We start from the raw sequence: 12843 nt of genomic DNA, 5'->3' as shown, positions 1-12843 counted from the left end.
GGGTCGCATGGCAGCTCCGTCCGTTTCCGATCTGGTGGAACTGGTCAAAAAGCTGCGCCAGACGGGGCCTCACGTCGAGGCCGTTGGCCCGGTCCTCGACACCACGGGCACCGGTGGCGACGGCTTCAAGACCATCAACATCTCGACACTGGCGGCGCTCGTCGCCGCCGCCGCGGGCGTCCGTGTGGCCAAGCAGAACCGCCCGGCCATCAGCAGCGACTGCGGCAGCACGGAGCTCCTGCGCGAGCTTGGTGTGGCGTACGACCTGCCGCCGGAAGCGGCCGCCGCGTGCCTCCGGGAGACGGGAATCTGCTTCCTGTACGCGCCGCAATATCACCCTGACGTCGTGAACGACGGATCCGGCGCCGGCAGAACTCTCCCCGATCTCATGACGCCCATCGCCAACCCGGCCGGTGCCAACTATTATCTCGTCGGTGTGGCCGACGCCGATCTGGCCGCCAAGACCGCTGAAGTGCTGCGTGATCTCGGCACCCCCCACTCCCTGGTGATCCACGGCGACGATGGGATGGACGAGATCACCTGCACGAAGACCACGACGATTCACGAGGTCAGAAATGGCCGGGTCAACACCTGGACCCTCGATCCGACAGCCTATGGCTATCTCCGCGCGCCGCGGCACGCGATTCTTGGCGGTGACGCGGTCGAAAACGCGTTGATCACCCGAGTGTTCCTCACCGGACGCAAGAGCCTGTATCGGCAATATGTGGAACTGAACTCCGCGGCTGCGCTCTACGCGGCCGACCGTGTCCCATCGCTCGACGCCGGGATCGCCCTGGCCCAGGAGACCATCGATAGCGGCGCGGTCGCGAAGAAGCTCGAACAGGTCGTGGAAATCTCGCAGAAGCTCAGGCAATCCGCGGAAGCTCGGGCGTCGTCGATGAGGGCGTAGATGACGTGCCACCCTCCACATTTCGCATAGGAGACAGCCCATGGTTGCGGCCCCAAATGTCCGGGTTTCCTGTCGCAAGCACGACTGGACGAACGCGCTCTTCGAGGGCAAGGTCCCAAATCGGACCTATCAGATCGAGATGCGCGAGCAGGAGAACGTCGGCGTCAACGGACTTCTCGGAGAAAACCCCGTCGCCGATTACGCGGAATGCGGGCTGGCAGGCCTGATTCAGGCTCGCGCGGCTGGGGCCCCCGTGTTGGCCTTTCCCGTCTTCATTCGCACGACCTTTCGCCACTCGTACATCCTGATCCGTGCCGACCGGGGCATCGACACGCCCAAGGACCTCGAGGGCAAGCGTGTTGGCACCAGCTACAACACCACTGCCACGATCTGGATTCGCGGGCTGCTGCAGGATGGATATGGCGTCCAGCTCGACAAAATCAGCTGGCTCGACATCGGCCCGCCGGGCTACAAGGCGCCGCCCGGCGTCCGCGTGGAGCGCGCCGAGAAGGGCACGAACCTCCACGACCTGCTTCGGAAGGGCGAGATCGACGCGCTGATCTCATTTGACGCGGAGATGATCCACCACCAGGGCAGCACGACCGTCAGGCGCCTGTTTCCCGATGCGGGCAAAGAGGAACGGGACTGGTGGCGCAAGACGCACATCATGCCGATGATGAACGTCATCGCCTGCACCGAGGCCACCCTGAAGAACCACCCCGATCAGGCTCGAGAGGTCTTCGACGCCTTCGTCGAAGCCAAGCAGATCGGGTTGAAAGAGCTGTTGAACAACCGCGATTCCGGGCTGTTCTGGTACTGGGAGGCGCTGGAGCAGCAGCTCGACGTGCTCGGACCCGACCCGGTTCCGTATTCCGTGAGCAAGAATCGGGTGCCAATCGAGACGCTGCTGCGCTATTGCGCGGAGCAGGGAATCGTCGATCATCAGCTCGGAGTGGAGGACGTTTTCTACGCCGGATTTGACAGCTGAAGCGTCAAACGGGCTGATGAGGAAAGCCATTCCGTTGTCGGTGGGCTTGTCGAACCCCGACCGTGCGCCGCTTCGACAGGCTCCGGACAAACGGGTCGGGGGCTCAGGGCGAACGGTTATTCTGGGTCTGCTGTGGCGCCGAAAACCCGAACGCGAGGGAGGATGGTCCGATGAACGAACAGGCTCGACTGTACGCGTCAACCTATGATGGCGTTCGTGTCTTTGCTCCGAGATCCGGGGCTTGGTCGGAGGTTGGTTACCTGCCCGGGACGGAATCGGAGAGCGTGGCGGGATCCATTCGCCACCCGGAGCGCGTGTACGTGGCGGACCTCCATGGCGGTCTCTACGGAACGTCGGACGGGGGCGAGCACTGGACGAAGCTCCTCGAGGGCGAGGTGTGGGCCGTCGCGGTCGATCCCAGCGACGACAACGTCATCTACGCCGGGACCGAGCCAATCCACCTCTACCGGAGTGAGGACCGCGGCAAGTCCTGGGAGGAGCTGACGACGCTCCTCGACCTGCCGGAGGACGTGAAGTTCAACTGGTGGTTTCCGCAGCCCCCGCACAAAGGGCACGTGTACCACATCTTCGTCCACCCGGACGATTCGCGTACGCTGTACGTGTGCCTGGAGCACGGCGGGGTGGTCCGAAGCTTCGATCGTGGCGCCTCGTGGGAAGACGTCACCGAGGGGATCGATTACCCGGACATGCACTGGATTCGAGCCCTTCCCGGCAGCCAAACCCGCTACTTCACCGCAGCGGCGCGCGGCTTTTTCACCAGCGACGATCCTGCCGCTGGGTGGGTGCGCGCCCAGCACGGATGCAAGCGTGACTATTTCCACAGCTTCATTTTTCTCCCGCCGGTCCGTCCGGAGGAGCCGCCCACGATGCTGCTGGCCAGCGCGGACCGCTCGCCCGGGTACTGGGCCCGGCCAGAGGGGGCTCGATCGGCCATCTACCGCAGCGATGATTGCGCGCGCTCGTGGCACTGGGTGGGTGAGGGTCTGGCGGAGGAGATGCCCCCCATGGTGAACATGCTGGTGAACCATCCCGTCGACCAAAACGGGGCCTTCGCAGCCCTGGGAGGGCACCGCGCGGGAGCCGGGAAGCCGACCGGCAGCCTCATGGTCACCCACGACCGCGGCGATAGCTGGGGCCAACTTCCCATCGAGGTTTCCCCAGTCATCGGCCTTTGGGCGGCCGCCGATTAGTCTCAACTCCTGGCAGCCCACGCATCAGCGCTCGGCTGCTCCTGGACGCGCTGCCACATTAACGGGCCGCGACCCGATGGAGATGCTCATTGCACGCGATTCGTGAACCAGACGTGCCCGCCATGGCCGGCGGAAAGGGGAGAACTCAGCGAGAGCGAGGATGGACTCGCATCGGCGTACTTGTTTCGTCGTTGATGCTGCTCACGAACTGCGCCACCGGAGCGGCCACCCAGGGCAACAGCCAGTCGAGCGCCCCTCCTCGCGAGCGCGTGCTCACGGCTTCGATTGAAGGCGAGCCGAACTTCATCGCCGCGCTGGCACCCGCCGCCGGGTTGGCGGCCACGGACTTCTGGCAGCGCATGTTCAACGCCTTCCTGGACATCTACGATGGTGACGACCATCCCCAGCCCTATCTGGCCGAAGCTCTTCCGGTGCTGAATACCGATAGCTGGATCGTGAATCCCGACGGGACGATGGAGACCCGCTACCGGCTGAAGCCGAACCTCGTGTGGCACGACGGCTCGCCGCTGACCGCCGACGATTTCGTCTTCACCTTCCAGAACGCGACGCCGGCGGCCGGTTTTCGCACGGGCATCGTGCCGTTCAGCCAGATGGACAACGTCGCCGCGCCAGACGACAGAACGTTGATCATCCATTGGAAGAGCGTCTATCCCGATGCGGGCGTGCTGCTGCAGGGCGCGACGCGGTTTGGCCTGGTTCCGCTCCCCCGCCACATCCTGGAATCGACGTTCGCTGGTGGGGTGGCGCAGACCATTCAAGAGAGTCCGTACTGGTCCCGGGAGTTCGTCGGCGCCGGCCCATACAAGCTCGACCGATGGGAGCTGGGCTCGTTCATCGAGGCGACGGCGTTCGACCAGCACGTGCTGGGCCGCCCCAAGATCGACCGAATCCGGCTGCTCTTCATGAACGACCAGAATACGGCATTTGCCAACATGCTGGCCGGCGAGACCGACGTCGCGCTCAACTCCATCAGCTTCGAGCAGGAGGTTCAGCTCAAGAGGGAATGGGCGTCGAGCCAAAGAGGGACGGCCGGCCTGAACACCGTTTCCCTGAGCGCCGCGCAATTTCAGTTCCGCCCGGACATTGTCAGTCCCAAGGCCATCCTCGACGTGCGGGTTCGCCGTGCGCTGGCCCACGCCTTCGATAGACAGACGTTCAGCGAGACGATCTGGGCAGGGGAGCTGGCGGTGCTGGATACCATCTTCGATCCCCGAACGAGTTACTATCCAAGCATTGACCGCATGACACAGAAGTATCCTTTCGATCTCGCCGCGAGTGAGCGCCTCATGAACGAGGCGGGCTATCGCAAAGGTCCAGACGGCTTCTACGCGGGCCCCGACGGGAAGCTCACGTTCATTCTGCAATCGCCCCAGAATCGACCGGAGCTACCGGTGCTGGACGCCAATTGGCGCAAGGCAGGGTTCGACATCCAGGAGCTTCCCCTCGCGTCAGTAGATGCCCTCAACTCGGAAGTCCGCAGCACCTTCTCTTCCATCAGCATCAACACGTCGGGGTCGTTTGAGGTGCAGCAGACGTCCCTCTATCGCGGCACGGAGATCACGAGTGCCGACAATCGCTGGCGCGGCGAGAATCGGGGCGGGTGGTCCAACCCCGAATACGACCGGCTCGTGGAGGCGTTCAACATCACCCTGGATCCGGAGCAGCGAGTCCAGCAGCGCGCTCAGATGGCGAAGATTCTCTCCACCGAGCTGCCATCCATCGTGCTTGCCCCGAACCCCAACACGCACGCCTACTCCAACAGGGTCAAGAACGTCGGACACACGACGATGTACACGACAGGTCGAATTACGTGGAACATTCACCAGTGGGACCTGCAGTAGGTGCGGTTACGCCAATTTTCTTGACGAGGAGGTCACGATGCTGAGCCAAGCTGACAACGAGCTCCTGACTCGGGTCGGCCCCGGAACGGACATGGGGAACCTGTTTCGCCAGTATTGGCTGCCAGCGTTCCTTTCATCCGAGCTGCCGGAGCCCGATTGCGATCCTATGCGGCTGCGGCTGCTGGGCGAAGACCTCGTGGCGTTCCGTGACACGGCGGGTCGAGTCGGAGTTCTTGCGATGAATTGCGCCCATCGCGGCGCCTCGCTGTTCTTCGGCCGGAACGAAGAGAGCGGACTCCGCTGCGTGTACCACGGGTGGAAGTTCGACGTGACCGGCCGCTGCGTCGACATGCCCAATGAGCCGCCCGAGAGCAGCTTCAAGGACAAGGTTCGACAGCGCGCATATCCGTGCCAGGAGCGGAATGGGACGGTGTGGGTCTACATGGGGCCGCGCTCCCAGCCGCCGGACTTCCCCCGGTACGAGTGGGCGCACGTGCCCGAGGGGCACTACGCCATCAGCAAGACGCTGCGTGAATGCAACTGGGCCCAGGCCTTCGAGGGCGACATGGACGACGCCCACGTGCCGGCCCTTCACAGCTTCCTGAAGTTCGAGTACGAGCACGGCTCCGCCAACCAATACTATGGCAAGCCCCTCTATCTCCAGGTTTCCGAAACGCCATATGGGCTGCTCTCCGGGTCGCGGAGGGACGCCGAGGAGGGGAAATACAACTGGCGCATCACGCCCGTCCTCTTCCCAAGCTCCTCGATGTTCACCGTGGGCACTCTCCGCGAGCGGGGCGTGCTGTGGATACGCATGTGGATCCCGATCGACGACGAAAACACCGCGCAGTGGCGCATTCGCTGGAAGCCGGATGCCCCGCTGGAGGGTCCGGATGAACCCGAGTCGGGTCCTGGCGGCTACTTGCCCCGAGGCACCCACTGGCACGAGCAGTGGCGTCCGGCCGGCAACAAGACCAACGATTACTTCATCGACCGCGAAGCGCAAAAGAAGGAGAGCTTCTCGGGTATCCCCGGTTTTCCTCTCCAGGACAAGATGGCGACGGAAAGCATGGGCCCGATCATGGACCGGACGGTGGAGCACCTCGGATCCACCGACACCGTGATCATCGCTATGCGCCGTCGGCTCCTCGCGGCAGCGAAGGCCTTGCGCGAGAATGGCGTCACGCCGCCAGGGGTGGACCAGCCAGAGGCGTTCGCCGTGCGATCGGCCATCGTCAATCTCCCCGTGGAGCTGAACTGGGTCGAAGCGAGTCGGGAGATGATTCTCGCGCGGGCCGGGGCGCCGGCTGTGAACCAGGTCTGATCGGTGGCGCGCCCGCACGCGACCCCGCCCGTCATTCGGTCGCGCTTGGTGCTGGAAGTCGCGTCGGAGCTGATGGGGAGGCGCGGCATTCCAGCACAGGCCCGCGTCGAACTGTTGAATCAGGGTATGTCGCGGCCGGAGCTGTGCTTGTTCGGGAGCAATGCGCCGAGCGTGATCCCCGAGGTGGCGCGGGGCGACGTGCAGCTCGCCATCGTGAATCCATCGACGATCCTGACGCTCGCCCATCGTGGCACCGGTCCGTTCAGCGGCGCGCTTCCGGTGCGCACGATTACGGTTCTCCCGTCTCATGACCAGTTCATCTTTGCGCTGGCCGAGCGTACCGGGCTCGCGTCACTCCAAGACGTCCGCGATCGCCGGTACCCGCTCCGCGTGTCGGTGCGCGCGCAGCCCGACCACGGCGGCCACGTGCTGACCGACGCCGTGCTCGCCGCCCACGGGTTCTCCATGGACGACATCGTCTCCTGGGGCGGAGACGTTCGCCGCCATGCGACCATCCCGACGGCCGAGCCGGCGGCCGTGGAGCGCGGTGAGCTGGACGCCATCTTCGATGAAGCCGTGGCCAACTGGGCCCCGGCGGCCGTGGACGCCGGCATGCGGATCGTCAATCTCGACGAGCCGACGCTGCAGCACCTGGAGGCGATGGGGTTTCGGCGCGCCCGGGTTTCGCGAAGCCAGTACCCAGCCTTGTCCCGGGAAGTGGACGTGACGACGTTGGACTTCAGCGGGTGGGCCGTCTTCACGTCGGCTGATGCTCCGGATGACCTCGTCACGATGATTTGCGAAGCGCTCGAGACGCGCCGCGATCGCATTCCATGGGAAGGCGACGGGCCGCTTCCCCTCGACCGGATGTGTATCGACGCGGAGGAGGCGCCGCTTCCCGCGCCGCTGCACCCAGCCGCGGAACGGTTCTGGCGTGAGCGCGGCTACCTGAGGTAGCCGGGACTGGGCCCGCTTCACACGCGCTGCGCAAAATGCGAGAATGAGGCTCAGATTGACACGCCTGCTCGACCGCGATGCCGTTCGAGCGCGCCGTGGAGACAGCGACCTCGATCAGGCGACGCGTAATCACAGCTGCAAGGAGGGATAGCGTGGCTGCGGCTCCAACGAAGACAATTCGCATGGGCATGGTGGGCATCGGCGTCGGGGGCGCGGAAATCTTGCCGGCAATGGCGTCGACGCCGGGGATCGAGCTGTACGCAGGCGCCGACATCAACCCCGTGACGCGCGAACGGTTCCAGGCGAAATACCCAGACGCGAAGGTGTACGACAGCATCGAAGCCCTATGCGCAGATCCCGACGTCGACGCCGTCTGGGTTTCGACCCCGAACCGCTTCCACGCTCCCCACACGATTTATGCGCTGGAACACGGGAAGCACGTGGTCGTCGAGAAGCCGATGGCCCTGAGCATTCAGGAGGCCGAGGCGATGAACGAGGCGGCTGCCAAGAATAACCGCATCCTCACCGCCGGGCACACGGATTCGTACGGATTCCACATTCGCGCGATGCGGCGGGTCATGAACTCGGGAAGGCTCGGGAAACTCAGTAGTCTCCACGCCATCGCCTTCACCGACTGGATCCTGCGGCCACGATCGGCCGAGGAGCAGGACCCGGCCCAGGGAGCGGGCGTCGTCTGGCGACAGACGCCCCACCAGGTGGACAGCATGCGCTTGATCGGCGGCGGGATGGTCCGCAGTGTGCGCGGTACGACCAAGGCGGACGCTGCGTATCGTCCGTTCAGCGCGTTCTATTCCGCGTATCTGGAATTCGAAGATGGCACACCGGCGTACATCTTCCACGATGGCCGGGGCTACTTCTTCACGGGCGAGTTGCTCAACGGCGTGCAAAACTCGCGGTATACCTGGGAACAGCGTCGGGAGTTGCGGCGCGCGATGTCCGAAGGCGTCCGCGACGATGAGGCGGACAAGCAGGCCCTCCGCATCGGCGGCGAGAACGCGGGGAATCAGTTCGCCGAGCGCAACGGCGCCCGGGCTCCGAGGTTTATGGGAAATCCCGACGCGGGAATCGTGCTAGTGAGCGCCGAGCGCGGCGCGATGCGGGCAAGCCCCCATGGCATCTACGTGTACGACGATGATGGCCAGCACGACGTGGACCTGTCGATCAATAGCAAAGGCGAGGGGACGCGCCAGGGAGAGCTGGTCGAGTTTCGCAAGGCGATCGTGGAGGGCAAGCCGCCATTCCACGACGGGCGGTGGGGCATGGCGACCCTCGAGGTTGCCCTCGCCATTATGGAATCCGCGAAAGAACGGAAGGAAATCCGGCTGTCACACCAGGTGCCGGTTCCCGATAGCTACGACCTGGACCTCATCGTCCCCTATCTCGAAAACGAGTAGCCCGTCGACGCCGAAAGGAGGCCAGCCCGCTGTTCCTGTCGGGCTGGCCTCCTCGGTCTCTGCAATCCCTCAACCCCGCGACACACTCTGTTGCAGCGCGCTCCTCCCGCTGGCCTGATCCCATCGCCCGTCCATTGACGCGGCCCGCCGCGGACCTGCTCGCCCGATCTACGCGGCCTCCATCCAGCGCGACCGCTGGCGCTGCGGCGCGAGCTGCCAGCGTCCGTAGGCGACGAATGCGTCCAGCACCCCGAAGACCAGAGGAATGATCGCCAGGAACAATCCCATCGTCGCCGCGGTCACGACGGTGGCGCCGACCATGATGATGAGGAGTCCCGCGGCCGCGAGTGGGGTCAACCACGGGAGGATGCGGACGAGGCCGGGAAGAATGAGTCCGACAGCGCCCAGGACCTCGGCGACGCCGAGGAATCGGATGAAGGAACCGGGAAACGCGAGCTGCTGTTGTAGCTCGGGGATCGGTGTGATGAGCTTGACCGTTCCCGTAAACAGGTAGACGATCGCGAGAATAATCTGGATGATCCAGAGAACGTACGTCATGGCCTTCTCCCCGCGACTGAGAGCTCCAGGTCGAGCTGCGTCGCCAATACCTATACGGTACTCGGATGGGGCCCCGGGTCGGAAGGGGCGGGATGCTCGCCTAACTGGCTCGTCGCAACCGGCCGCGGGAATTGGTCCCGCCATCGGGTGGGGCGGCAGGCGTCGATGATCGCGCGCGACACGATCGATGGACCGTAGCTCATCCTAGCGGTTGAACTCGGCCCTGTGCTCGAGCAGGTCGGTCCCAAGCAGGTCCCTGGACGTGGTGGCGGCCAAGGGACGGTCCCTCTCGTTTGGGACATGGTTCGTCGACCCTTGGGGGAGGCGCGGCGAGCAGCATGGAACGATGTCGGCTGGATTCCGCACCCTCGCTTCCGCGGCGCGGGCGGTCCAGGTCGGCGGCCCGCCATGCGCTCTGCCGTACAATCCCGGGCATTCCCCTTGGGAGCAGCGGATGCCGTCTCGCGTTGTCCCCTGTGCGCGCAGACACAGAGGACGGCCTTGCTCAACCGTGGATTTCCCGTTCGCGACCGAGGCACCGGCCCCGTGACCGACGGCTGGCACTGAATCGCGTGGTTCGACACATCCGCCTGAGCGACACGACTCGGCTGCTCATCAGCCTCTACGCGCCGGCCATGGTCATGAGCCTCGGGCAGGGTATGGTCGTACCCACGATCCCAAAGCTCGCCGGCGCGTTCGACGTGTCGCCGGGTCTGGCCGCGCAGCTCGTTACGGCGGGCATGCTGGGACGGGTCATCGCCGGAATCCCGGCCGGGCACCTCCTCGACCGCTACGGGCGGCGGCCGATCCTCCTCGCGGGTCCCATCATCGTGGCCGCCGCTTCGGCGCTGACCGCCATCGCTCCGTCGTTCGCCGTGCTGCTCGGCGCCCAGTTCTTCGCGGGATTGGGCGTCGCTGCCTGGCAGGTCGCGCGGGAGGTGACCGTTGTCGACGTCGTCCGACCGGAGCAGCGCGGCCGCATGATCAGCGGATTTCATGGCATGAACTCGGTAGGCATCGCGATCGGCCCCGTGCTTGGTGGAATCGTCACCGACGCGGTCGGGTTCCGGGCTGTGTTCTGGGCCTATGCGCTCATCGCCTGCTTCACCTTTGCCGCGACGATCCACATACCGGAGACTTCGCGCGCTCGGCCGGCCGGGGATCAGCGCATGGCGGCCATTGGCCGGCTCAGCGAGGTGGACCCGTATTTTCGGACCACGTACGTCGTGCTGGTGATCAACACGTTTGTTGCGATGATGCGGGGTACGTTGATCACCAGCCTCATCCCACTCTACGTCGGATTTCAGCTCGGCCATACGTCCACGGAGATCGGAAGCTGGTTCGGCGTGTACGGCCTGGCCAATATGTTGATGATCGCGCCCACGGGCATGCTGCTCGATACGCGGGGGCGGAAGGCCGTCGTCATGCCGAGCGCCTACCTGGCGACCGCGGTATTCTTGGCCTTTCCCCTGGCGACAGGCGCCGCGTCTCTGTCGGCGTTGGCCGTCCTGTGCGGTGTGTCGTCGGGGCTTGCGCTCGGCTCGATGGCGACCTACACGTACGACGTTATTCCAGAGCACGCGCGAGCGCGTCTCCAGGCGTTGCGCCGGCTTTTCGGCGATATCGGCTCCGTTCTGGGTCCGGCCGCCGCGGGGACTATCGCAGACGCCGTGAGCCCGTCAGCGGCTTTCTGGGTGTTCGTGCCGCTGCAGCTCGTGTCCGGTCTGCTGATCACGTTCGTCGCCCGCGAGTCCCTTCGCCGGGTGAACCCGGCGGTGGAGAGCCTCCCACCGCGTCCCTGACCCGCGGTGGGCCTGGAATTCAGGCGTCGGTCACCGGCTTCCCTCCGAATCGCTCGAGCCATCGTGGGATCGCGTCCTGGTTGAAGATGTGTACCGGCAGCTCGCCCCGCATCGCCTTGAGAATGTCCGTATTCACCCATTCCGTATTCTGGCCGGCCGCGCGGCCCACGGTCAGCTCGGCACCGGCGAGTGGCGTGCCGCCGTGGGGCCGCAGGAGCACGTTGTTGCCGAAGCTCCGCAGGGGGCTATCGAGAGGGATCGGCTCGTCCTCGAAGGCGTTGAGCCCTGCGCCGGCGATCACCCCCTCCTGGATGGCATCGGAAAGCGCCCGCTCGTCCACGACGGCTCCGCGGGACGTGTTGATGAAATAGGCCGTCGGCTTCATGAGCCCGAACTCTCGGGTCCCTATCATGTGCCGCGTCTCTTTGGTCAGCACCACGTGCACAGTGACCACGTCGGACTCTCGGAGCAGCGTGTCCAGATCCACAGGGTGAGCCCCGAACTCCAGAAAGCGATAGTCGGGAACGTACGGGTCGTATGCGAGGATCCGAATGTTCCACGGTCGCATCAAGTGGGCTACGCGGCCGCCGATTCGGCCGAGTCCGATGATCCCCAGCGTAATTCCCGGGTAGCCATCGGATTGGCGACTTCCAACGTACGCTCCCTGCTTGCCCGGTGTCCACCACCCGCCGTTCTTAATCGTCGCGTCCTGCTGCTGCACGCCCTTCAAGAGCGAGAGCATGAAGGTGACGGTCACCTCGGCGATGTTGCCCCAGTTTGATTCGACGGGGGCGTGCGTCACGAGGATCCCGCGCTCAGTACATGCATCGACGTCGATGTCGTCCACACCGACGGTGGCCTTCGCGACAATGCGGAGGTCCGGGGCGGCCTCGATCACCCGGCGGGTGATGGGCGAGGCGCGCATCGACGTCCCAGCCATGGCGTGCGCTCCGGCTGCCATCAAGGCGATCTCTGACTCGTAATCGCCGCCCGGCTCGTGCCACTCAGGCTTGCCGAGGACCACCTGGCAACCCTTCGCCTCGAGGTCTCGATGGCTATCTCCGGTCGGTGCGAACACGAACACTTTGGGCATGAGGCGATCATCCCCCCCTTCAGCAAGTCGGCAAAGATGGCTCAATAGTATGCGGAACGCCGTGGCTCCCATCGGTCCGCGCGCGGTCTACGTTCGTGAGTGGGAGGCTGGCGAGTCTCGGCCCGGTTCAATGCTCAAAAGGGGCACGTGGAGGAACATCGCGACCGCTGACCCGACCGCGGGGCCATCGCTGCCGAGCCCGGTGATCGCCAGGTTCTGGAGATGTCCCACGTCGTCCCGCAGGACCAGTACGGCTGGCTGTCGAACGTCGGCCACGTGAATCGCCTGGACATCGCTCGCCCGTGCAATGAGGTGATCGTCCTGGCAGATGCGATCGCGCAGGCGGTCGACGATGAGGCCGGCGCGCAAGCGACGACGAACCATCAGCGCGCACGCGATGCCGACAATGAGCACTGCCGCCACCTCGCTCCCGCCTCTCCAGCTCCGCGCCGCCATCAGCGCGGCCGTCGTATATCCGACGAGGAGGCCCCACAGGGTCAGCCCCGCGGTTGCGAGAAAGTGATCGAGGAGTGAGCGCTCGACGTGCAGGCAATCGTGGTCGTGATAGATGACGGGCTGGCGCGCCAGGACGGAGAGGACGGCAAGTCCAAACGCGGCGACTGCGAGATCAAGGAACATCGACTGCATGGATCAGCCAGTCCAGATCGCGTGGGCTGCGGATGGCGCAGTGCTGGTATACACCATTCTCGCCGGCGCGTCAGG

Annotated in this window: 11 protein-coding genes; 8 read left to right on the top strand and 3 right to left on the bottom strand. The window is 65.0% G+C overall.

Going from position 1 to position 12843, the window contains the following annotated elements; genetic code table 11:
- Positions 1–7 precede the first annotated feature (7 nt).
- The 7 genes from trpD (at position 8) to VFC51_05010 (ending at position 8667) form a co-directional block, all read left to right on the top strand.
- Positions 8–910 (top strand): anthranilate phosphoribosyltransferase, encoded by a 903-nt coding sequence (gene trpD, locus VFC51_05040; protein ID HZT06374.1) that lies wholly within the window; start codon positions 8–10, stop codon positions 908–910.
- Positions 911–950: 40 nt separating this feature from the next.
- Positions 951–1898: an ABC transporter substrate-binding protein gene (locus tag VFC51_05035; GenBank protein ID HZT06373.1), complete on the top strand. Its 948-nt coding sequence runs from the start codon at positions 951–953 to the stop codon at positions 1896–1898.
- A 170-nt stretch (positions 1899–2068) separates the two neighbouring features.
- On the top strand, positions 2069–3109 hold the full coding sequence (locus VFC51_05030; GenBank protein HZT06372.1) for a hypothetical protein: 1041 nt from the start codon (positions 2069–2071) through the stop codon (positions 3107–3109).
- An 89-nt stretch (positions 3110–3198) separates the two neighbouring features.
- A complete protein-coding gene (locus VFC51_05025; GenBank protein HZT06371.1) occupies positions 3199–4971 on the top strand; it encodes an ABC transporter substrate-binding protein in 1773 nt (590 codons plus the stop codon).
- Between the two features lie 37 nt (positions 4972–5008).
- Positions 5009–6295: a Rieske 2Fe-2S domain-containing protein gene (locus tag VFC51_05020; protein ID HZT06370.1), complete on the top strand. Its 1287-nt coding sequence runs from the start codon at positions 5009–5011 to the stop codon at positions 6293–6295.
- Between the two features lie 3 nt (positions 6296–6298).
- Positions 6299–7252 carry a TAXI family TRAP transporter solute-binding subunit gene (locus VFC51_05015; protein ID HZT06369.1) on the top strand — a complete coding sequence of 318 codons (954 nt, stop codon included), beginning with the start codon at positions 6299–6301 and terminating at the stop codon, positions 7250–7252.
- A gap of 152 nt (positions 7253–7404) precedes the next feature.
- The gene (locus VFC51_05010; protein ID HZT06368.1) at positions 7405–8667 is read left to right on the top strand and encodes a Gfo/Idh/MocA family oxidoreductase; all 1263 of its coding nucleotides are present in this window, start codon (positions 7405–7407) and stop codon (positions 8665–8667) included.
- 168 nt (positions 8668–8835) lie between these two features.
- Here VFC51_05010 and VFC51_05005 read toward each other — a convergent pair whose 3' ends face one another.
- Positions 8836–9225, bottom strand: coding sequence for a DoxX family protein (locus VFC51_05005; GenBank protein HZT06367.1), 390 nt, complete (start codon positions 9223–9225; stop codon positions 8836–8838).
- Positions 9226–9797: 572 nt separating this feature from the next.
- Here VFC51_05005 and VFC51_05000 point away from each other — a divergent pair.
- Positions 9798–11027 (top strand): MFS transporter, encoded by a 1230-nt coding sequence (locus VFC51_05000; GenBank protein ID HZT06366.1) that lies wholly within the window; start codon positions 9798–9800, stop codon positions 11025–11027.
- Positions 11028–11046: 19 nt separating this feature from the next.
- On the opposite strand, the gene VFC51_04995 is transcribed toward VFC51_05000, so the two are convergent.
- Both VFC51_04995 and VFC51_04990 read right to left on the bottom strand, forming a co-directional pair.
- Positions 11047–12120 carry an NAD(P)-dependent oxidoreductase gene (locus tag VFC51_04995; protein ID HZT06365.1) on the bottom strand — a complete coding sequence of 358 codons (1074 nt, stop codon included), beginning with the start codon at positions 12118–12120 and terminating at the stop codon, positions 11047–11049.
- A gap of 87 nt (positions 12121–12207) precedes the next feature.
- Positions 12208–12768: a hypothetical protein gene (locus tag VFC51_04990; GenBank protein HZT06364.1), complete on the bottom strand. Its 561-nt coding sequence runs from the start codon at positions 12766–12768 to the stop codon at positions 12208–12210.
- Positions 12769–12843: the final 75 nt, after the last annotated feature.

It is taken from the genome of Chloroflexota bacterium, from assembly GCA_035652535.1.
In the GTDB taxonomy this organism is placed as follows: domain Bacteria; phylum Chloroflexota; class UBA6077; order UBA6077; family SHYK01; genus DASRDP01.
The sequence above is the reverse complement of the archived record's forward strand: the minus strand, read 5'-3'. Positions and strand labels throughout refer to the sequence as shown.